17 protein-coding genes and 1 pseudogene are annotated in these 20,600 nt (G+C 68.1%); 9 read left to right on the forward strand and 9 right to left on the reverse strand.

Going from position 1 to position 20,600, the window contains the following annotated elements:
- Positions 1 to 19 precede the first annotated feature (19 nt).
- From NWF34_RS07995 to NWF34_RS08005, 3 genes are read left to right on the forward strand one after another with little or no spacing between them, the layout of a single operon-like run.
- Positions 20 to 1,153, forward strand: coding sequence for a thiolase family protein (locus NWF34_RS07995; protein ID WP_024497855.1), 1,134 nt, complete (start codon positions 20 to 22; stop codon positions 1,151 to 1,153).
- Positions 1,154 to 1,201: 48 nt separating this feature from the next.
- On the forward strand, positions 1,202 to 1,966 hold the full coding sequence (locus NWF34_RS08000; RefSeq protein WP_024497854.1) for an SDR family NAD(P)-dependent oxidoreductase: 765 nt from the start codon (positions 1,202 to 1,204) through the stop codon (positions 1,964 to 1,966).
- A complete protein-coding gene (locus tag NWF34_RS08005) occupies positions 1,963 to 3,609 on the forward strand; it encodes a class I adenylate-forming enzyme family protein (protein WP_024497853.1) in 1,647 nt (548 codons plus the stop codon). The genes NWF34_RS08000 and NWF34_RS08005 overlap by 4 nt, the downstream gene beginning before the upstream one ends.
- Before the next feature lie 185 nt (positions 3,610 to 3,794).
- Here NWF34_RS08005 and NWF34_RS08010 read toward each other — a convergent pair whose 3' ends face one another.
- Entirely contained in the window at positions 3,795 to 4,994 is a 1,200-nt protein-coding gene (locus tag NWF34_RS08010) for an acyl-CoA dehydrogenase family protein (protein WP_024497852.1), read from the reverse strand.
- A 176-nt stretch (positions 4,995 to 5,170) separates the two neighbouring features.
- Between NWF34_RS08010 and fabG the strand changes: the two genes are divergently transcribed.
- Both fabG and NWF34_RS08020 read left to right on the forward strand, forming a co-directional pair.
- Positions 5,171 to 5,929 carry a 3-oxoacyl-ACP reductase FabG gene (fabG, locus tag NWF34_RS08015; RefSeq protein ID WP_006357880.1) on the forward strand — a complete coding sequence of 253 codons (759 nt, stop codon included), beginning with the start codon at positions 5,171 to 5,173 and terminating at the stop codon, positions 5,927 to 5,929.
- A 51-nt stretch (positions 5,930 to 5,980) separates the two neighbouring features.
- Positions 5,981 to 7,204: an acetyl-CoA C-acetyltransferase gene (locus NWF34_RS08020; RefSeq protein WP_258324655.1), complete on the forward strand. Its 1,224-nt coding sequence runs from the start codon at positions 5,981 to 5,983 to the stop codon at positions 7,202 to 7,204.
- A 92-nt stretch (positions 7,205 to 7,296) separates the two neighbouring features.
- Here NWF34_RS08020 and NWF34_RS08025 read toward each other — a convergent pair whose 3' ends face one another.
- From NWF34_RS08025 to NWF34_RS08045, 5 genes are all read right to left on the reverse strand, one after another.
- The gene (locus tag NWF34_RS08025) at positions 7,297 to 8,181 is read right to left on the reverse strand and encodes a LysR family transcriptional regulator (protein WP_258324657.1); all 885 of its coding nucleotides are present in this window, start codon (positions 8,179 to 8,181) and stop codon (positions 7,297 to 7,299) included.
- Between the two features lie 6 nt (positions 8,182 to 8,187).
- Positions 8,188 to 9,090 (reverse strand): LysR family transcriptional regulator, encoded by a 903-nt coding sequence (locus tag NWF34_RS08030; protein ID WP_258324659.1) that lies wholly within the window; start codon positions 9,088 to 9,090, stop codon positions 8,188 to 8,190.
- 33 nt (positions 9,091 to 9,123) lie between these two features.
- Complete coding sequence (locus NWF34_RS08035; RefSeq protein WP_258324661.1) at positions 9,124 to 9,885, reverse strand: crotonase/enoyl-CoA hydratase family protein; 762 nt, start codon at positions 9,883 to 9,885, stop codon at positions 9,124 to 9,126.
- Positions 9,882 to 11,024, reverse strand: coding sequence for an MBL fold metallo-hydrolase (locus NWF34_RS08040; RefSeq protein ID WP_258324663.1), 1,143 nt, complete (start codon positions 11,022 to 11,024; stop codon positions 9,882 to 9,884). The genes NWF34_RS08035 and NWF34_RS08040 overlap by 4 nt, the downstream gene beginning before the upstream one ends.
- A gap of 124 nt (positions 11,025 to 11,148) precedes the next feature.
- Positions 11,149 to 12,753, reverse strand: a complete 1,605-nt coding sequence (locus NWF34_RS08045; RefSeq protein WP_258324664.1) for an ATP-binding cassette domain-containing protein — start codon at positions 12,751 to 12,753, stop codon at positions 11,149 to 11,151.
- A 220-nt stretch (positions 12,754 to 12,973) separates the two neighbouring features.
- Here NWF34_RS08045 and NWF34_RS08050 point away from each other — a divergent pair, with 220 nt between their 5' ends.
- Complete coding sequence (locus NWF34_RS08050; RefSeq protein WP_006437048.1) at positions 12,974 to 13,975, forward strand: enoyl-CoA hydratase/isomerase family protein; 1,002 nt, start codon at positions 12,974 to 12,976, stop codon at positions 13,973 to 13,975.
- A 10-nt stretch (positions 13,976 to 13,985) separates the two neighbouring features.
- Here the strand turns inward: NWF34_RS08050 and NWF34_RS08055 are convergent, their stop codons facing one another.
- On the reverse strand, positions 13,986 to 14,744 hold the full coding sequence (locus NWF34_RS08055; RefSeq protein WP_258324665.1) for a hypothetical protein: 759 nt from the start codon (positions 14,742 to 14,744) through the stop codon (positions 13,986 to 13,988).
- Between the two features lie 4 nt (positions 14,745 to 14,748).
- Positions 14,749 to 16,353, reverse strand: coding sequence for a peptide chain release factor 3 (locus NWF34_RS08060; protein ID WP_258324666.1), 1,605 nt, complete (start codon positions 16,351 to 16,353; stop codon positions 14,749 to 14,751).
- Between the two features lie 144 nt (positions 16,354 to 16,497).
- On the opposite strand from NWF34_RS08060, the gene NWF34_RS08065 reads away from it, so the two are divergent.
- A complete protein-coding gene (locus tag NWF34_RS08065) occupies positions 16,498 to 17,367 on the forward strand; it encodes a type IV toxin-antitoxin system AbiEi family antitoxin domain-containing protein (RefSeq protein ID WP_258324667.1) in 870 nt (289 codons plus the stop codon).
- A gap of 63 nt (positions 17,368 to 17,430) precedes the next feature.
- Here NWF34_RS08065 and NWF34_RS08070 read toward each other — a convergent pair whose 3' ends face one another.
- The gene (locus tag NWF34_RS08070) at positions 17,431 to 18,447 is read right to left on the reverse strand and encodes a beta-ketoacyl-ACP synthase III (protein WP_024497840.1); all 1,017 of its coding nucleotides are present in this window, start codon (positions 18,445 to 18,447) and stop codon (positions 17,431 to 17,433) included.
- Positions 18,448 to 18,720: 273 nt separating this feature from the next.
- Between NWF34_RS08070 and NWF34_RS08075 the strand changes: the two are divergent.
- Positions 18,721 to 19,802: pseudogene (locus NWF34_RS08075) on the forward strand (ATP-binding cassette domain-containing protein).
- Positions 19,799 to 20,563, forward strand: a complete 765-nt coding sequence (locus NWF34_RS08080; RefSeq protein WP_258324668.1) for an ABC transporter permease — start codon at positions 19,799 to 19,801, stop codon at positions 20,561 to 20,563. The pseudogene NWF34_RS08075 and the gene NWF34_RS08080 overlap by 4 nt, the downstream one beginning before the upstream one ends.
- The last annotated feature ends 37 nt before the right edge of the window (positions 20,564 to 20,600 follow it).

The following is a 20,600-nucleotide window of genomic DNA, read 5'->3' on the forward strand; positions in this document are numbered from 1 at the left end:
GACATCTTTAGGAGACCTCATGCGCGATGCAGTGATCGTCGACGCCGTCCGCGCCCCGATCGGACGCCGCCGCGGAGCCCTGTCCGGAATCCATCCGGCCGACCTGTCCGCCCACGTCCTCGAGGCTCTCGTCGAGCGGACCGGCGTCGATCCCGCGATCGTCGACGACGTCGTGTGGGGTTGCGTCAGCCAGTCGTCGGAGCAGGCCGGCAACATCGCCCGCACCGCGATCCTCGCGGCCGGATGGCCGGAGTCCGTACCCGGCACCACGGTCACCCGCGCCTGCGGGTCGAGCCAGCAGGCCGTCAGCATGGCTGCCGCCGCGGTCATCTCGGGCCAGCAGGATGTCGTCATCGCCGGTGGCGTGGAGTCGATGAGCCGGGTCGCGATGGGCAGCTCGGCCCCCAACGGCGAACACCAGCCCGCCACCGTCCTCGACCGCTACGGCATCGACAAGTTCAGCCAGGGTCTCGGCGCGGAGACGATCGCCGCGAAGTGGGGATTCGACCGCACCCGCGTCGACGAATATTCCCTGCGCTCACACGAACTCGCGGCCGCCGCCGTCGACCGCGGTGCGTTCGACGGTCAGCTGGCCCCCATCTCCGGTGTGCTCGAAGGTGACGAGGGAATCCGCCGCGGTGGCACCCTGGAGTCGCTCGGCAAGCTCAAGCCCGCGTTCGCCGAGGACGGCGTCATCCACGCCGGCAACTCCTCGCAGATCTCCGACGGCTCGGGTGCACTCCTGATCATGTCGTCGGAGACGGCGAAATCGCATGGCCTGACCCCGATCGCGCGCATCCACACCGCGGTGGTCGCGGCCGACGACCCGGTCGTCATGCTGACCGGCCCGATCCCGTCGACCGCCAAGGCGCTCAAGCGTTCCGGTCTGTCGATCGACGACATCGGCGCTTTCGAGATCAACGAGGCGTTCGCGCCCGTACCGTTGGCCTGGCAGGCCGAGACCGGCGCCGACATCGAACGGCTCAACCCGCTCGGCGGCGCGATCGCCGTGGGCCACCCGCTCGGCGGCTCGGGCGCGATCCTGATGACCCGCCTCGTGCACCACATGCGCGACAACGGGATCCGCTACGGCCTGCAGTCGATGTGTGAGGCCGGCGGCATGGCCAACACCACCATCCTGGAACTCCTCTGATCCCGCCCCCATCCGACGCCAGACAACACTGAAAGACACATCAGCACAATGGAACTCAAGGGACTCTCCGTCGCGATCACCGGTGGCGCCTCCGGCCTGGGGCTCGCCACCGCCAAGCGCGTCATCGACGCCGGCGGCCTGGTCACCCTGATCGATCTGCCCACGTCCGACGGACAGGCCGTCGCCGACGGCCTGGGTTCGGCGGCGAACTTCGCCGCCGCCGACATCACCGATGCCGAACAGTTCGCGGCCGCCCTCGATGTCGCCGACGAGCGCGGCGGCCTGCGCGGACTCGTGCACTGCGCCGGCGCGGGCCGGCGCATGCGGATCCTCGACAAGGACGGCAAGGCCGGGTCGGCGGAGGACTTCGAGTTCGTCATCAAGCTGAACCTCGTCGGGTCGTTCCACGCACTGTCGCTGGGTGCCGAGCGCATCGCGCGCCTCGAACCCATCGACGGCGAGCGTGGCGCCATCATCATGACGGCTTCCGTCGCGGCCTTCGAGGGGCAGATCGGCCAGATCAACTACTCGGCCTCCAAGGCGGGCATCGTCGGCATGACCCTCGTGGCCGCACGCGACCTGGCCAGCAAGCTGATCCGCGTCAACACCATCGCGCCCGGCACCATGGACACCCCGCTGCTCGCTCGCCTGCGCGATGACGTGCGGGCCTCGCTCGCGGCCAGCATCCCCAACCCGTCGCGCCTCGGTCGTCCCGAAGAGTTCGGGCAGCTTGCCGCGAACATCCTGGAGAACGCCTACCTCAACGGCGAGACCATCCGCCTCGACGGTGCTATCCGCATGGCACCGCGATGAGCGGCGTGTCGCCGACGACGCTCACCTATCCGGACACGAGCATGGCGGTGCTGCCGGCAAGCATGGCAGCGCTGTACGGCGACCGCGCAGCGGTCGTCGACGGAGACACGACGCTGACCTACGCCGAACTCGACGCGCGTTCGGCGGCGGTGGCGTCGGCCCTTCGGTCGGCGGGCGTCGCCGAACGTGACGTGGTGCTGATCTATCTCACCAACAGCATCGAATTCGTTGTCGCCTACTACGGTTCGCTGCGAGCCGGTGCCACCGTCACGCTCGTCAATCCGTTGCAGCCGGTGCCCGGTCTGCATCGCCAGATCGTCGAAACCGGTGCGGTCGCGGGCTTCACGCAGGCCGAACAATCCGAGCGGCTGCTGTCGGCCGCGGTCGATTCACCACTGACCACCGTGGTGGTCGTCGACGGTGGCGCGGCGGCGGTCGACGGCGTGCGGATCACCTCGCTCGAGGAGTTCACCGCCGGACACAGTGAGGCTCCGGCGGTCACCGTGTCGTCCGACGACGTCGCCCATCTGGCGTTCACCGGTGGGACGACGGGCGTTTCGAAGGGCGTTCGGGTGCTGCACCGCAACGTCCTCGGCAACGTCACGCAGATGATCGGTTGGCGTGCGGGGCACGCGATCGAGGTCGGCGACGACGGTCTGCTGCGGTTGACGCCGCGCGAGGGTTCCGACCGTGGAGTGGTCCCGGGCGATGCCGCGACCGTCGTCGTGTCGCCGCTGTTCCACGCGCACGCGCTGATCAACATGTCGTTCCTGTTGCTCTGTGGCGCAACCCATGTGTTCGCCGGACGGTTCGAACCCGGCCGTATGCTCGCCCTGATCGAGCGGTACCGGGCGTCGTATGTGACCGGCAGCCCGGCGATGTGGCATGCGCTGGCAGTCCACCCCGACGTCGAGTCGCGTGATCTGACGTCGGTGCGGGTGGTCTCGTCGGGCGCTGCTCCGATCGACCTCGTGACGCTCGGAGAACTCGAGAAGGCTTTCCCCGCAGCGGCGATCGTCGAAGGCTACGGACTCACCGAGGCGACCTGCCTGGTGTCCTCGGCACCGCTCACCGCCGAGGGTCAGTACCGGCTCGGCAGCGTCGGACTGCCGACCTTCGACACCGAGGTCGAGATCCGCGCCGCCCACGACCCGGCCGTCGTCCTGCCGGCGGGGGAGAGGGGACAGCTCTGGGTTCGCGGGCCGCAGGTCACCGACGGTTATCTCGGTCATCCCGAACAGACCGCGGAACAGTTCGTCGACGGGTGGCTCGACACCGGCGACATCGCGTACCGCGACGCCGACGGCTACATCTACATCTGCGACCGTGCCAAGGACATGCTGATCTACAAGGGCTACAACGTGTATCCGCGGGAGCTCGAGGAGATCCTGGTGACCCACACCGATGTCGCGGCCGCCGCGGTGGTCGGTCGTGAGGCCGGGCCCGTCGGCCAGGAGCCGGTGGCGTTCCTCGTCGCCAAGGACGGACACGACATCGACGAGGACGCGGTGGCCGCGTTCGTCGCCGAACAGGTGTTGCCCTACAAGAAGATCCGCGACGTCTTCGTCGTCGACGAGCTACCGACCTCGGCGGCCGGCAAGATCCAGAAGGTCGCCCTGCGGGAGCGTCTGACACACGCCTGACCCCTCTTCGGTGGTTGAGCCCCGTCTCCGCCGGTTGAGCCCCGTCTCCGCCGGTTGAGCCCCGTCGAAACCCCATAGCCCGAAACCGCGCTCACCGCGGTTTCGGGCTATGTCGTTCGGGGCTGAGCTACGACGAAAAAGGGCCGTCCCCACCGAAGTTGGGACGGTCCCTTTCTCGTCGTAGCTCAGCGCTGGGCGTTCTTGGCGCCCTGCTTGTAGAGGTTGCGGCCGATGATGAGGCGCTGGATCTCGCTGGTGCCCTCGTACAGTCGGAGCAGACGGACCTCGCGGTAGATGCGTTCCACCGGGACGTCGCGCATGTAGCCGCTGCCACCGTGGATCTGGACGGCGAGGTCGGCGACCTTGCCCACCATCTCGGTGCAGTAGAGCTTCGCAGCCGAGGGCGCGAGACGACGGTCGGTGTTGTCGACCCAGGCGCGGGCGGCGTCGCGGACCAGGGCCCGCCCGGCCATCACGCCCGTCTGCTGATCGGCGAGCATGGCCTGCACCAATTGGAACTCACCGATCGGTTTCCCACCCTGGGTGGACGTGGCCGCCCAGGCGATCGACTCGTCGAGTGCGCGCTGAGCGGTACCGACGGACAGTGCGGCGATGTGCACGCGACCGCGGGCGAGGGACATCATCGCGGCCTTGTAACCGACGTCCTCGCTGCCGCCGACGAGGGCAGAGTTCGGGACGCGGACGCCGTCGAAGTGCACGTCGGCGGTCCAGGCGCCCTCCTGACCCATCTTGCGGTCCTTCGCGCCGACGGTCAGACCGGCGGAGTCGGCCGGGACGAGGAACACCGCGATGCCGGTGCCGTTCTCGTCGGCCGGGCGGGTGCGCGCGAACACCACGAACAGGTCGGCCAGCGGAGCATTGGTGATGAAACGCTTTTCGCCGCTGATGACCCAGTCGTCGCCGTCGCGGACGGCCTTGGTGCGCAGGCCGGCGGGATCCGACCCGGCGCCCGGTTCGGTCAGCGCGAACGACGCGACGACCTCGCCGGAGGCGATCTTCTCCAGCCAGGCAGCCTTCTGCTCGTCGGTGCCGAAGTTCACCAGCACCTGACCGGCGATGCCGTTGTTGGTACCGAACATCGACCGGAGCGCGAGGGAGGTGTAACCGAGTTCCATCGCCAGTTCGACGTCTTGGGTCAGGTCGAGTCCGAGTCCGCCCCACTCCTGGGGGATCGCGTATCCGAAAAGACCCATGTCCTTGGCGGTTTGGCGGATGTCCTCGGGAATCGCGTCGGTGTCCAGGATCTCCTGCTCGCGCGGTACGACGACCTCCCGAACGAACTCTCGGGTCGCCGCCAGGATGTCGGCGAAGTCTTCCGCGCTCACCTGGGAGGTCGCGGTTGCTGGTTGCATCACTCCGGTCATGCTGCCACTCTTGCGCGTCCACGGTGAGGGGTCCAATACGAAAGCGGGATCGCTCCGATAGCCGTTGCGTATGAAACGGAGGCGTTCGACGCCGGAAATGCGGGTTAGATTACTCGCATCACCCGGCGCCTCACGCCGTCGGCGTTTGCACCAGAACCCCATGGGAAGGACCGAAGATGTCATCCACCACCGCCCAGCCGCTGCTCGAGGGGCGCACCGCCGTCGTGACCGGCGGTGCCCAGGGCATCGGCTTCGAGATCGCCCGGTCCTTCGTGGACGCGGGCGCCAAGGTGGTCCTGGGTGACCTCAACCTCGACGCCGCCCAGGCGGCCGCCGACAAGCTCGGTGGTCGCGACGTCGCCCGTGCGGTGAAGTGCAACGTGGTGAACGGCGACGAGGTCGACGCTCTGCTCGCCGAGGCGGTCGACGGCTTCGGTTCGCTCGACGTCCTGGTCAACAACGCCGGCATCACCCGCGACGCCACGATGCGCACGATGACCGAAGAGGACTTCGACCTGGTGATCTCGGTGCACCTCAAGGGCACCTGGAACGGCACCCGCAAGGCAGCCGCGATCATGCGCGAGGCCAAGCGCGGTGCGATCGTGAACATCTCCTCGCTGTCGGGCAAGGTCGGCATGGTCGGCCAGACCAACTACTCCGCCGCGAAGGCCGGCATCGTCGGCATGACGAAGGCCGCCGCCAAGGAGATGGCGCATCACGGCGTGCGGGTCAACGCGATCCAGCCCGGCCTGATCCGCTCGGCGATGACCGAGGCGATGCCGCAGAAGGCCTGGGATCAGAAGATGTCGGAGATCCCCATGCACCGTGCCGGTGAGGTCGGCGAGGTCGCGAGCGTCGCCCTGTTCCTCGCCTCGGACATGTCGTCGTACATGACCGGCACCGTGCTCGAGGTGACCGGCGGCCGCTTCATGTGAGAGCTGTTCTCACCCACACTCTTCCACTCGAGATTCTGCGAAAGGTCAACCATGCGAGACGTCGTCATCTGTGAGCCGGTACGTACCCCGATCGGCCGGTACGGCGGGATGTTCAAGAGCCTCACCGCGGTCGACCTGGGCGTGACCGCGCTCAAGGGCCTGCTGGAGCGCACCGGACTGGACCCGGAGAAGGTCGAGGACGTGATCCTCGGACACTGCAACGGCAACAGCGAGGCCCCGGCCATCGGCCGCGTCGTCGCCCTCGACGCCGGGCTCCCGATCACGGTGGGCGGCATGCACATCGATCGCCGATGTGGCTCGGGTCTGCAGGCCGTCATCCAGGCCGCCTACCAGGTGTCCTCGGGCGACAACGACCTCGTCGTCGCCGGTGGCACCGAGTCGATGAGCAACGCCTCGTTCTACTCCGTCGACATGCGCTGGGGTGGTGCGCGTACCGGAATCGCCATGCACGACAGCCTCGTCCGCGCTCGCTCGACCGCCGGTGGTAAGCACTACCCGGTGCCCGGCGGGATGATCGAGACCGCCGAGAATCTCCGCAAGGAGTACGAGATCTCGCGCGCGGAACAGGACGAGCTCGCGGTCGAATCCCACACGCGCGCAGTGCGTGCACAGAAGGACGGTGTGCTGGCCGAGGAGATCATCCCGGTCACCGTCCCGGGCCGTGCCGGCGATCAGATCATCGACACCGACGAGCATCCGCGCCCCGACGTCTCCGTCGAGTCCCTGGCCAAGCTGAAGCCGATCATGGGCAAGTCCGACTCCGAGGCCACTGTGACCGCGGGCAACGCCAGCGGCCAGAACGACGCCGCGTCGATGGCGATCGTGACGACCACCGAGGTCGCCGAGAAGCTCGGCCTGCGTCCCCTCGTCAAGCTCGTCTCATGGGGTCTCGCGGGTGTCCCGCCGCGCACCATGGGCATCGGACCGGTGCCGGCCACCGAGAAGGCACTGGCCAAGGCCGGTCTGACCCTGGCCGACATCGACCTCATCGAACTCAACGAGGCCTTCGCCGCCCAGGCGCTCGCCGTGACCCGTGAATGGGGCTTCGGCCGTTTCGGTTCCGGAGGCGACTTCGACCGCACCAACGTGCACGGTTCGGGCATCTCGCTGGGCCACCCGGTCGGCGCGACCGGTGGCCGCATGCTGGCCTCGCTGGCCCGTGAACTGCAGCGCCGGGAGGCCCGCTACGGTCTCGAGACGATGTGCATCGGCGGCGGTCAGGGACTGGCCGCGATCTTCGAACGCGTGGCCTGACCCACAGACTCACCAGGCCCCACCGGACTCGAGCCGGTGGGGTCTGGTGATCCACTCTCGATACGCGGCGTCCTCGCCACGCCCGGCCGGCGCTACTCGGTCGACGTATCGACCTGCGCGCGAATGAGTTCCACGAACGCCTGGCCGACCGGTGACAGCGACGCAGGGTCGAAGGCGATCGCAAACGGCCGCACGAACCGGGGTTCGGTTTCCCGGATGATGACGCGGTCCGCGGCGGTCTCGGCCATCGAACGTTCCAGCAACGTGCCGCCGATTCCGGCCAGCACCATGGGGAGTCGCTCCTCCCGGTGTTCGGAGAGCACCGCGAGCGGCGGGCGGACCCCGCCGACCCGGATGGCCTCCTCCAGTTCGTCGGCCACCGACTGGCCGCGCGGGACGAACACCATCGGTACGGTGGGCAGATTACCCAGCGGGATCCGTCCGTCGGGGACCTCCGTGCCCTCCGGATAGACGAGGACGTATTCCTGCTCACCGAGAACGATGACCTCGAGCGCGTCGCCGGCGATGGGCAGGTGGGCGACGGCGAATTCGCAGTGACCGTCCTCGATGGACGACGCCGCCCGCGTCTCATCGCGTAATTCGCCGAGCCGCACCGACACTCGCGGATAGGCGGCGCGGAAGCGGGCGATGAGGTCGACGACCGGACCGACCGCCGTCGCCGGCGAGGCGAGCAGGTCGAGATGACCGGTGAGTTCATCCTCCTCGGCCGCGAGGAGATCGCCCACGGCGTCGACGTCGCGGATGATCTGGCGCGCCGGACCGACCATCGTGCGGCCGGCCGCCGACAGGACCATGCCACGACCGATGCGGTGGAACAGCTGCACGCCGAGTTCGCGTTCGAGGGCGCGCAATGCCTGCGAGACCGTCGGCTGCGCGACGCCCAGCGCGGTGGCGGCACCGCCGATGCCCTGGTTCTCGACCACGGCGAGGAAGTATTCGACCTGGCGTAATTCCATGGTGGCCTACCAGTCCCGGGTCTCGGTCGGCTCCGGGCTCAGGCCGGAGTGGGCCCGGGCCGCGGAGATGAAGGCGAGGGCCGCCGGCGAGGGGAGTCCCGAGCGCAGGACGAGTCCCCACGGCCGCGTCAGCGGCGGATCGAGCGCGAGCTGCCGGACACCGGCGAGTTGTTTGTCGGCGACGATGCGCGGCACAACCGTTGCGGCCGTGCCGCGTTCGACGAGATTCCAGATCGCCGCCGGCAGTGGACAGTCGACGACGACGTTGCGCGCGGCGTCGTCGATGAGGTCGGCGAACAGGGTCGCGGTGTGCTGGTCGCTGTGGTCGATGACCAGCGGCACCGAGCGGATGGCACTGCGCGACACGGTGTCCGGGAGTCCTGCGGCCAGCGCGTCGGGTGCGGCCACCACCAGTTCCTGCTCCGTCATCGGGATGGCGGAGAACGTCGCATGTTCGGCGGATGAGTCGATGACGCCGATCTCGGCAGCGCCGGATCGCAACGCGGAGAGCACACCCGCCGGACCGTCGGCGGCGAGGACTCGCACCGCGAGACTCGGGAAGCGCTCCCGGAACAGGCGGACGACGTCGACGAGGGGATCGATGCTGAATGCCGCATACGTCACCACGTCGACACGCCCGGCCTGCAGTTCGCGCACCGCGTCGACCTTCTGCTTCGCACGATCGACGTCGGCGAGGATGCGCCTCGCCGCGTCGTCGAGCTTGCGTCCGGCCTCGGTGAGTTCGAGGCGCCGTCCGGTCCGGTCGAACAGGGTCACACCCAGACGCTTCTCGAGCGTCCGGATGGCCTGCGACAACGAGGGCTGCGAGATGTAGAGCGACTGGGCGGCCTTCGTGATCCCACCGTGGTCGACGACTGCGACGAAGTAGGTCACGAGGTGCAGGTCCACCTCAGCCACTCTAGTGATTGGCCTTTCCCGCGATCAGCGGCCCTTCCACTGGGGTGCGCGCTTCTCGGCGAACGCCTTGGCACCCTCCTGTGCGTCCTCGGACGTGAAGACCGGGGTGAGGTACTCCCACTGCTTCTTGATCAGGTCGGTGTCGGTGTACTTGATGGCCATCGAGGTGACCTGCTTGGTTGCACGCACCGCAAGCGGTCCGTTGGCCGCGATCTTCGCGGCTAGTTCGCGCGCACCGTCGAGGGCCTCGCCGGGCTTGGTGATCTTGTTGACCAGTCCGAACTGGTGGGCACGCTCGGCGGTGAGCGGGTCACCGGTCAGGGCGAGCTCCATCGCGACCTGGTACGGGAGGATCTTGGGCAGGCGCAGGAGGCCGCCGGCGGCTGCGGCGAGACCGCGCTTGACCTCCGGGATGCCGAACTTGGAGTTCTCGGCGGCGACGACGAGATCGGCGGACAGCGCGAGCTCGCAACCACCGGCGAGGGCCCAGCCCTCGACCGCGGCGATCAGCGGCTTGCTCGGCGGGGCCTCGGTGAGGCCACCGAAACCGCGGCCCTTCAACGAGACCTGCTCGCCGCGGGAGAACGCCTTGAGGTCCATACCCGCACAGAACGTACCGCCGGCGCCGGTGAGGATGCCGATGGTGAGGTCGTCGCGCGACTCGAGTTCGTCGATGGCCGCGGCGATGCCCTCGGACACCTCGAGGTTGACGGCGTTCTTCGCCTCGGGACGGTTGATCGTGATGACGGCGACGCCGTCGGCGAACTCGGTGAGCACGGCGCTCATAGGGGATTCTCCTCTGTGTAGTGAACTGCGGAAGGCGAACTGCTCGTGCGGTGTTCGGACACCGTCGCCAGCGACCACCGGACGGGCTCGATCGCGTCGTCGGCGAGGTCGGCCTCGGTCGGGGCGGGCGTCGATGACAGGATTCCACGCTCACTCAGGACCAGCAGGTGAGCGTCGGTCTCGCGCAGCGCGAGGCGTTTCATCGTGAGGTTGAGGTCGCTGAACGGCCGGGACCAGCGGACGGCCTGGGTGATCTCCCACGCGGTGGACTCGGGACGCGCGGCGACCGCCTCGGTGATCTCGGTGAGCCGTTCCTCATGATGGGACAGCAACCCGGTGACTCGGGCGCCCAGACCGCGGAACCGGTATTCGTGCGAGGGCAGGGCCTCGTGGTCTCGCATCCGCTCGGTGTTCGCCAGGGAGACGAGGTAGTCCGCGAGCGGGCTCTGGGTCTGCATCGGGCTGGTCGAGACGTTGGGGCTGATCCGCGGCAGCAGGTGGTCGCCGGTGAAGATGACTCCCGCGTCGTCATCGGCGAAACAGAGGTGGCCCGGGGTATGACCGGGCGTCCAGATGGCGCGCAGGTTCCAGCCGGGGATGTCGAGCGGGGCGTCCGCGGTCAGCTCTCGGTCGACGGTCCGGCCGTCGGGCAACCGGACGAAGTCGACGAGTCCGAGGTCGGCGACGTCGGCCGGGGCACCCAGCAGCTGTAGCTCCCACCGCGCCACGTCGAGCTGACGTTCGACCTCGGCGTCGGAGTGATAGCGAAGGTGACAGGCATCGTCGCGGTGCATCAGCAGCTCGGCGTCGGTGTGCTCGAGCAGCCTCGGGACGAGGCCGAAGTGGTCGGGATGGAAGTGCGTGATGGCCGCCGAGCGCACGTCGGTGACGTCGTGGCCGGTGCCCCGGATGCCGTCGACGAGCGCCTGCCACGACTCGTCCGACGGCCAGCCCACGTCGATGAGCGCGAGACCGCCGTCGGGCAGCGCGAGGGCGTAGACCAGGACGTAGCGCAACGGGTTGGGACCCATCGGCACCGGGATCGACCACAGTCCCGGCCGCACCTCTTCGACCGGCGGGAGCACCTTGTCGGCCCAGGCCTGCTGCTGGAGCCGACCGGTCACCTCGATCGTGGTCATCCGACCTCCTGGGCTGTCATCGTCGCGGCGCACCCGATGGCTGTTGCGGTGCGTAACAGCCATCCGATCACGAGAGGCCGGTGATGCTCAAAGTGGGGGCGGCTCAGGCGCCGTGAGGGACTACCTATGGATCGAAGGTTTGCGCTGACGATGACCCGCCCACCCCGACGCGACGATCGATCCCGACCCGCTCCAGGAACCCGGCATCGTGCGAGACGACGAGCAGCGCGCCATTCCACCTCTCGAGTGCGGCGACCAGCTGGGTGACCGTGTCGAGGTCCAGGTTGTTGGTCGGTTCGTCGAGGATCAGCAGCCTCGGGATCGGATCCCCGAGCAGTGCGTCGGCGAGGCCGACGCGCAACCGCTCACCGCCGGAGAGCTCCTCGAGCGCACGGTCGGCGCGGGCGCCGCGGAACAGGAACCGTGCCAGATGCGAACGCACCTCCTGAGTGCCGATGTCCGGGTGATGTGCGGACACCAGGCCGGCGACCGACAGCGACGGGTCGTCGAAGACGATCTGCTGCGGCACATACGCATACGGCACCGCAATGGCCTCGCGTGCGATGAGGTCCGCGATCAGCGTCGACTTCCCGCATCCGTTGGGGCCCACGAGCGCGATCCGTTCCGGACCATCGATCCGCAACCGATCATCGGTGACGACCTGGGTGCGTGGCGCCAGTTCGACCTCCGGCACCACGATCCCGGCGGTGCGCTCGTTCCGGATCTCCTCTCGTGCCCCGTCCAGACGGGAAGCGGCCGCCGCGACGTCGTCACGATGGGCGTTGCGCAGCTTCCCGGCCGACACCTGGGCCTCGCTTCGGCGCTTGTGCGCGATGATCTTCGGCACGCGCTTCTCCCGTTCGGCGGTCGCCGCGGTGCGGGCGCGGCGATCGAGCTTGATCCGGGCGTCGACCAGCTCACGGCGCTGCCTTCGCAGATCGCCGGCCGCATTGGCGACCGCGGCCTCGGCGGCCTCCTGCTCGGCATCCACGATGTCGCGGTGGTGTGAATACGGACCGCCGAACACGCGGACCCGACCCCGGTACAACTCGAGTGTCGCATCGACGCGCTCGAGCAGTTCGAGATCGTGACTCACCACGACCACCGTGCCGGCGAAGGTGTCGATGGCATCGAAAAGCCTTGTTCGCGAGCCGGTGTCGAGGTTGTTCGTCGGTTCGTCGAGGAGCAGTACCGACGGTCGGCGCATGAGCGCGGCGACGATCGACAACAGCGTCGCCTCGCCACCGGACAGGGCGCCGACCCGCCGATCGAGATCGGCGGGCAGACTCATCTGTTCGAGGAGTCCGATCGCCCGTTCGTCGACATCCCAGTCGTCGCCGACGGCATCGAAGTCGGCGGGGTCGACAGACCCGCCCTCGATGCGACGGATCGCGTCGCGGATACCGTCGATACCGAGCGCTGCGGACACGGTCGATCCCGGGTCCGACTGCGGGTCCTGCGGAACGATCCCGACCTCCGGCGCGGGCCCGGTGCCGGCGATGGCGACACTGCCCGACGCCGGGCGCAGACGCTGCGCGATCAAGCCGAGCAACGTCGATTTGCCCGCACCGTTGGCGCCGATCAACGAATACGTCGACGCACCCAGCGTGAGGTTGAGGTGATCGAAGACGACGGTGCCGTCGGGCCAGCTGAACGAGACGTCGGACAACACGATCGACGATCCCGGAGAAGACGGGGACTGGGCAGAAGAGGGCAGGGCAGTGGACACGAGAACTCCTGAAGTGGTTCGGATTCACCGACGGGTGTCTCATCGACATCGCGCGTCGGCGGGGGCCACTTCAGTTCTTCATCGGGTGGGATCACTCCTCGTGTCGTCGGCAACTGCGGAGTTCACCGTAGTAGATGTGCTCGGGTCTGCCAACGCGTTTTCTCCCGGTCTCATTCCGGTGCGATGAACCCGGACCTCCGGCACCGCTACGGTTGAGGGCATGTCCTTCATTCGCACCTCGGTGTCCAACGGCGTCGGTGAGATCGTCCTCGACCGGCCGAAAGCTCTGAACGCGCTGGACCAGACCATGATCGACGACATGTACGCCACGCTCGGCGAGTGGGGTGACGACGACTCGATCGAGACGGTACTCGTCACCTCGGCCGGCGACCGCGCGTTCTGCGCGGGCGGTGACATCCGTGCGATACGCGATTATTCGCTCGACGGGGACACCACGGCGATCACGCGTTACTTCAACAGCGAGTACCGCCTCGACCAGATGGTCGCCGACTACCCCAAGCCCTACGTCAGCCTGATCGACGGCGCGGCCATGGGCGGCGGCCTCGGCATCAGCGTCCACGGCGAGATCCGGGTGGTGACCGAGAAGGCGATGATCGCGATGCCCGAGACCGCGATCGGATTCTTCCCCGACATCGGCTCCACCTACTTCCTCCCGCGGCTGCCCGAGGGCGTCGGCATGTGGCTGGGCCTCACCGGGGCCCGTATCCGCGGGATCGACGCGGTGGCCGTCGGCCTGGCAACGCATTTCGTCGCGTCTGCCGATCTGGCCGGAGTCGCCGAATCGATCCGTTCCGGCGATCCCCTTGCCGATGCGCTGGCGTCGTCGGGAACGACCGAGACCAGCGACGTCCCGCTGCGCAAGATCGGGGAGTACTTCGCCGACGACAACGTCAACGCGATCGTCGGCGGCCTGCGCGGTGCGATCGGCGACGACTGGGCCGCGGAGATGATCGGCCTGCTGGAGAAGGCCTCACCCACCAGCTTGTGGGTGACGGCCGCGATGATCAACGCCGGCGCGCAGTCGGGGATCGACGAGTGCTTCGACCGGGAACTGCATGCGGCGCAACAGATCACGGCGACCAACGACTTCCTCGAGGGAGTGCGCGCGGTGCTGGTGGACAAGGACCGCAACCCGTCCTTCGACCCCGCCGCCATCGACGACGTCGACCCGGCGGTGGTCGCGCGGATCGTGGGTGCGTGAGCCGAAACCCCTACGGAGTGACCTGGAACCGTCCGGACAGGACGACCGTCGACGGGGTGCCGGCGTCGGGTCTCCGGCTCGTCGACGACTCGTCGGTGTCGTAGGCGACGTCGTCGTCGGGCGCGAACGGATTGGCGTCGACGCGGGAGGCTTCCGGGCACGTGAACGAACCGGCGGCGAGTTTGCCCGACATCCCGCTGATGCTGAGCCGGCATGCCGAGGACTGGTGGTAGACACCGTCGACCGAGACCCCGATCTGGGCATTGATCGGTGTGGTCAGGGGTCCCGCGGTGGGGCGTGGTCCGCCACCGGCGGGCGGGACGGTGCCACCGGTCAATTCGCTGACGGGGAACTCGATCTGGGCGCCGTCGGTCCCGGTTCCCTTGAACACGAACAACAGTGAATCCGGCGGGACGTCGGGCCGCGCCGGACCCCACCGCGCGAACTCGTAGCAGGTGGCCGCTTCCTCGGAGGTCTCGCGGCCGCCGGCTGCCGGGAGACCGGTCGGCGTGGCTACCGGTTCGGTGATCGCGATTCGGATGTCGCCGGAACGGAAGTCGAGGCCGTGGCCGCCGCGGTCGACATTGCCCTGTAGCGGTTTCTCGGCGCATTTCGCCGGATCGATCGGCCGTGCGGTCGGCGTGGGTGCGACGCTCGTCGACGTCGCGGCCGGCGGCTGACCGCTGGCGCAGCCCGAGATCAGGAGCGCCGCCGCGAACACCGCGACCAGCGCGCCGACACCACGGGTGCGTACGAGGTGACGCCTCATCGGGTCAATCCGCCGCGGCGACAAGGGGTTGCAGCGTCAGGTCGGGATGTTCCTTCTCGATGTACTGCAGGCGCCACTTGTCGCTGAAGAGCGCCAGGATCGCGCCGTCGGTGCGCGTGAACACCTCGACGCCGCGCTGGCGGTCGAGCTCGGGTGCACTCTCGGCGTCGGTGCGTCGGGCCAGCGTGTACCCGAGCGGCTCGATGATCGTGTCGACGTTGAACTCGGCCTTCATCCGCGCGGTCACGACCTCGAACTGCATGGGGCCCACCGCGGCGAGCACCGGCGACATGTCGCCACGGGTGTCGTTGCGCAGTACCTGCACGACGCCCTCGCTGTCGAGCTGGTCCATCGCCTTGCGGAACTGCTTGTATTTGTCGGCCGTGGTCGCGCGCAGCGTCGAGAAGTGTTCGGGTGCGAACGAGGGGATCGGCGGGAACTGGACCCTGGGGCCGTCGAAGAGGGTGTCACCCGGGGCCAGTGCGGTCGCGTTCACCAGTCCGACGACGTCGCCCGGATATGCGGTGTCGACCGTGGAGCGATCCCGGCCGAACACGGCCTGGGCGTACTTGGTGGCGAACGGTTTTCCGGTCTGCGCGTGCGTGACGACCATGCCGCGTTCGAACTCGCCGGACACGATCCGCATGTACGCCAACCGATCTCGGTGGCTCGAGTCCATCCCGGCCTGCACCTTGAAGACGACGGCGCTGAAGGGGTCGGTCACCGGGCGTTCGTTGCCCTCGATGTCGAGGCGACCGGCCGGCGGCGGAGCGAGCTCGACGAGCACCTCGAGCAGTTGCCGCACCCCGAAGTTCAGCATCGCCGAGGCGAAGATCATCGGCGAGGTCTGGCCGGCGAGGAACAGCTCCTGGTCGTGGTCCTGACCCATCTCGGAGAGCAGTTCGCTCTCCTCGACGGCGGCGGTCCATTCGTCGCCTTCGCGCGCCGCGGCGTCGTCGGCGCTCATGATCTCCTCGGGGGCGATCTTCGCCCCGCCGGCCGTGCGCGTGAAGTGCACATACTCGCCGGTGCGACGGTCGAGCAGACCGCGGAAGTCACCGGCGATGCCGACCGGGAAGAACAGCGGGGTCGGGGTGAGGCCGATGCGCTCGGTGATCTCGTCGATCAGCTCCAGCGGGGTCTGGCCGGGACGGTCCCACTTGTTGATGACGGTGATCACCGGGATACCGCGGTGGCGACACACCTGGAAGAGCTTCAGGGTCTGCGGTTCGAGGCCCTTGGCGGCGTCGATGAGCATCACCGCCGCATCGACCGCCGTCAGCACGCGGTAGGTGTCCTCGGAGAAGTCGGCGTGACCGGGGGTGTCCACCAGGTTGATCACGCTCGGAATGTCCGCGTCGCTGTGCTCGGCGGCATAGTTGAACTGCAGCGCGGTGGAGCTGACCGAGATGCCGCGGGCCTTCTCCATCTCCATCCAGTCGGAGACGGTGGACTTGCGTCCCGCCTTGCCGTGGATCGCACCCGCCTCGCTGATCATGCGCGCATGCAAGGCCAACGCCTCGGTCATCGTCGACTTGCCGGCGTCCGGATGGGAGATGATCGCGAAGGTACGTCGACGCTTGACCTCGGTTGCGACGTCAGAACTCACGAGATTCGAGGCTACTCGGCTGGTCGGGGGCCTCCAAACTCGCGCCTCCGATGACGATGCGGCAGTTGGTGCCGCTATCCGGGACTGGTTGCCGCAATCTCATATGCTGGGAACCCGGCGACGGGTTGGATGCGTCCAAGAGGCGTGCAGACACCATCCCGCCTTCGTCAACATGCGCTCGCTCGGGACGGGGTCGTGACATTCGCCGATGCCGTGGAGTTCGGGCTGACCAAGTCGGGGGTCCATAGGCGAGTCGGGTCCGGTCTGTGGACGCCGCAATCGCGAGGGGTGTACACCCTGGCCGATCATCCGGTGACGCCGCGGACCCGCGCCCGGCTCGCAGTCGCTGCAGGCGGCGTCGACGCCGCTCTGTCCGGGCTCGGGGCTGCGTGGTGGCACGGAATCGTCGACGACCCGCCGAAGAAGTTCACGGTGACCGCGCCACGATCCCGGCACGGATCGCCGGTCGACGGGGTGCGGGTGCGGTACCGGCCGCTCGTAGACGCCGAGACGGTCACCCGCGACCATCTACTCGTCACTTCGTTGCCGCTGTCTGTGCTGGAGGCTTCCGTCGAGAGCGACAGCAGTGTCCTCGACGCCGCGCTGTTGCTCCGCCGCGTGTCGATGGAACAGCTGCGGACCGCAGCGGCGCGACGTCGGGGGAAGGCGGACTCTGCCGAGATCGCGATGTTGATGGCGGGGGTCGAGACAGGAGCCCGGTCCGCGGCCGAACGACTGGCCGTCGATCTTCTCCGCGACGGCGGGGTGGAGGGCTGGGTCTGCAATCACCCGGTCGGCGGCTACTTCGTCGATGTGGCGTTCCCGGACAGGATGCTCGCCGTCGAGATCGACGGCATGGCCTTCCATCGCGATGCCGAGACCTTCCAGCGCGACCGGCGTCGTCGCAACGACCTCATCGCGCTGGGCTGGACGGTCCTCAACTACACCTGGGCGGATCTCACGGAACGTCCGGGGTACGTCGTCGAGCGCGTACGTCAGGCGCTCGCTGCCTGAGAACAGATGCGGCAGTTGGTTCCGGAATCCGGGACCAACTGCCGCATCTGGAAGAGGGGCGACCTACTCGAACGGCACCGGCGGAAGCTTGACGACCTGCGAGGCGTACGAGAGTCCGGCACCGAAGCCGAGGAGGAGGGCGGTCTGGCCCGGCTGCGCCTTGCCGGTGGAGAGGAGGTCCTCCATGGCGAGCGGGATCGAGGCGGCGGAGGTGTTGCCGGTGTACTCGATGTCGTTGGCGACGACGGCGCCCTCGCGCAGCTTGAGGTTCTTGGCGAGCAGCTCGTTGATGCGTGCGTTGGCCTGGTGCGGGACGAAGACGTCGAGGTCCTCGGAGCCGATCTTCGCGGCCTCGAGGGCGCGGACGGCAACCTTGCCCATCTCGAAGGCGGCCCAGCGGAACACCGCGGTGCCCTCCATGCGGAGGTAGGGGCGCTGGACGCGGTCACCGTCGAGGAAGGTCACCCAGTCGAAGTCCTGGCGGATGGCGTTGAACTGCGAGCCGTCCGAACCCCAGACGACCGGGCCGAGTTCCTGTTCCTCGGTGGGGCCGACGACCACGGCGCCGGCGCCGTCGCCGAAGATGAAGCAGTTGGTGCGGTCGGTCATGTCCAGGGCGACCGACAGCTGCTCGGCGCCGATGACCAGCACGTTGGTGGCGCTGCCGCCGCGGATCATGTCCGACGCGAGGGCCATGCCGTAGCCGAAGCCGGCACAGCCGACGGTGACGTCGAAGGCGGGGACGCCGTTGCAGCCGAGTTCGGTGGCGACCTTGGTTGCACCGGCCGGGGTCAGGAGCAGATGCGTGTTGGTGGCGAGGATGACGGCGTCGATGTCGGAGCCGTGCAGGAGGGCGTTCGCGATCGCCTTGCGTCCGGCGTTGACGGACATCTCCATGACGCTCTCGTCGCGGCGGGCGAACCGGCGGGTCTTGATGCCGGTACGGGTGTAGATCCACTCGTCGGAGGAGTCGATGTGCTCGCAGATCTCGTCGTTGGTGACCACACGCTCGGGGCGATAGGCGCCGATACCGAGCATGCCGATGTTGTTGATCCCTGAGGTGTCCGCGATGACTGCCATGGTCTTCCTTCCGAATATGTGACCCGCCATACGACGGTACTCACCGGGTCACTTACTGGGAAGTACCGCCTCCCCTTCGCACATCGTTACCGGCCGATTCCGATCTCCACCCCCGAAGAGGACCGAATGTGTCCTCATTGCGATGAAAACTGGGGCGCAGATCGGTCGATACCTCACGTCAGCGTCGGAAATCGGCCGCTCGATACGACGATCAGCGCACGACGGGGTGCGCGTCCGGCACGACAGACAGCCAGTGGGAGAAGGAGAGTCCGCATGATTCATGCGCGTGGTTTGGTCCAGGTGTTCCACACCGGGAAAGGAAAGAAGAAGCGCGAGGTGCGAGCCGTCGACGGCGTCGACCTCGACGTCGCCGAGGGGGAGGTGGTCGGCTTCCTCGGGCCCAACGGAGCGGGCAAGACGACCACACTGAGGATGCTGACGACACTGCTGCGGCCCACCGCGGGCACCGCGACGGTCAACGGCTACGACGTCGTCGAAGATCCGGTTTCGGTGCGTCGCAGCATCGGGTACGTGTCCCAGGCCGGTGGCACGTTCAGCCAGGCGCAGGCGGGCGACGAGATCGTCGACCACGGGATGCTGTACGGGTTGACGAGAGCGGAGGCGACCCGGCGAGGCCAGGCGTTGTTCTCGGAACTGCAGCTCGACGGCCTGTGGGAACGGATGCCCAAGAACATGTCCGGGGGCAGAAGCGGCGCCTCGACATCGTGATGGGCCTCGTCCACGAACCGTCGCTGGTCTTCCTCGACGAGCCGACGACGGGCCTCGACCCGCAGGCCCGGGCCAATCTGTGGGAGCACATCCGCAGGCTGCGCAGTGAGCGCGGCGCGACCGTGTTCCTCACGACGCACTATCTCGACGAGGCGGACGAACTCTCGGACCGGATCCTCATCATCGACAACGGACGGATCGTCGCCGCCGACACCCCCGACAACCTCAAGGCCCAGGTCTCCGGCGATCTGGTGTCGCTCGAGGTCGCCGACGCGGCGGCGGTCACCACGGCCGCCGAGAAACTCGCGTCGGTCACGGGGGGTGACGGCGACGGAAGGATCGAGGTGGACGGCCGCCACGTTCGCGGCCGGGTGCCGCGCGCGGGCCGGGCCGTGCCCGGACTGCTCCGTGACCTCGACGCGTCGGGGATCTCGCTGGATTCCATCGAGGTCATCCGCCCGACCCTCGACGACGTCTTCCTCACCCTCACCGGCAGGTCCCTGCGCGACGCGGAGACCGCCGGCGATCCGGTCGGTGACGTGCCCGGGGTCGAACCCGATGCCGTCTCTGCCGCAACCGTTTCCGACGATGCAACCCGCCGCACCGAGCAGGAGGTCGCCCGATGAACAGTTTCTTCCGTGACAGCACCATCGTGTTCCGGCGTCAGATCCGGATGAACCTGCGCAATCCCGCCTGGGTCCTGATCGGTGTCATGCAGCCGATCCTGTATCTGCTGCTGTTCGGACCGTTGCTCAAACCGCTGGTCGCCCAGTTCCCCGGTGGCGCCGACAATCCGTACACCTTCCTGGTGCCGGGTCTGCTCGTGCAGCTGGGACTGTTCGGGGCGCTGTTCGCCGGCTTCAGCCTGATCGGGGAATGGCGCGAGGGTGTCATCGAGGCAGAGCGGGTGACTCCGGCGAGCCGGACCGCACTGCTCACCGGTCGCCTGATGCGCGACATGCTGCAGTTGCTGGTGCAGGCTCTGATCCTGGTCACTCTCGGATTCGCCATGGGCATGCGCGGATCGATGATCGGCGTGATCCTCGGCATCCTCATCACACTGCTCATCGGTGGTGCGTGCGCCGCGGCGTCGAATGCCCTGGCACTGACCACCAAGAGCGAGGACGTGATGGCCCCGCTCATCAACATGGTGATGATGCCGGTGCTGTTGCTGTCGGGAATCCTGCTGCCGATGACGCTCGGACCGGAATGGTTGCAGGGACTGAGCGATTTCATGCCGTTCCGCTGGATCGTCGACGCCGTGCGCGACACGTTCGGCGGCGACCTCGCAAGCGCTCAGGTGCTGTGGGGAGTGTTGGCCGCACTCGTCCTGGCGAGCCTCGGAACCTGGTGGGGCACTTCGGTGTTCCGCAAGGAGAACGCGTGACCCTTCGAGACGGCCCTTCGCAGGCTCCGGGCCTCCT

Source organism: Gordonia sp. GONU, from assembly GCF_024733855.1.
Taxonomy (GTDB): domain Bacteria; phylum Actinomycetota; class Actinomycetes; order Mycobacteriales; family Mycobacteriaceae; genus Gordonia; species Gordonia amicalis.

Coding starts and splice junctions, on each gene's coding strand:
- NWF34_RS08025 (WP_258324657.1), bottom strand. CDS start 8,181: ATGGAATTACGCCAGGTCGAATACTTCCTCGCCGTGGTCGAGAACCAG.
- NWF34_RS08005 (WP_024497853.1), top strand. CDS start 1,963: ATGAGCGGCGTGTCGCCGACGACGCTCACCTATCCGGACACGAGCATG.
- NWF34_RS08050 (WP_006437048.1), top strand. CDS start 12,974: ATGTCCTTCATTCGCACCTCGGTGTCCAACGGCGTCGGTGAGATCGTC.
- NWF34_RS08000 (WP_024497854.1), top strand. CDS start 1,202: ATGGAACTCAAGGGACTCTCCGTCGCGATCACCGGTGGCGCCTCCGGC.
- fabG (WP_006357880.1), top strand. CDS start 5,171: ATGTCATCCACCACCGCCCAGCCGCTGCTCGAGGGGCGCACCGCCGTC.
- NWF34_RS07995 (WP_024497855.1), top strand. CDS start 20: ATGCGCGATGCAGTGATCGTCGACGCCGTCCGCGCCCCGATCGGACGC.
- NWF34_RS08020 (WP_258324655.1), top strand. CDS start 5,981: ATGCGAGACGTCGTCATCTGTGAGCCGGTACGTACCCCGATCGGCCGG.
- NWF34_RS08080 (WP_258324668.1), top strand. CDS start 19,799: ATGAACAGTTTCTTCCGTGACAGCACCATCGTGTTCCGGCGTCAGATC.
- NWF34_RS08010 (WP_024497852.1), bottom strand. CDS start 4,994: ATGACCGGAGTGATGCAACCAGCAACCGCGACCTCCCAGGTGAGCGCG.
- NWF34_RS08035 (WP_258324661.1), bottom strand. CDS start 9,885: ATGAGCGCCGTGCTCACCGAGTTCGCCGACGGCGTCGCCGTCATCACG.
- NWF34_RS08040 (WP_258324663.1), bottom strand. CDS start 11,024: ATGACCACGATCGAGGTGACCGGTCGGCTCCAGCAGCAGGCCTGGGCC.
- NWF34_RS08055 (WP_258324665.1), bottom strand. CDS start 14,744: ATGAGGCGTCACCTCGTACGCACCCGTGGTGTCGGCGCGCTGGTCGCG.
- NWF34_RS08070 (WP_024497840.1), bottom strand. CDS start 18,447: ATGGCAGTCATCGCGGACACCTCAGGGATCAACAACATCGGCATGCTC.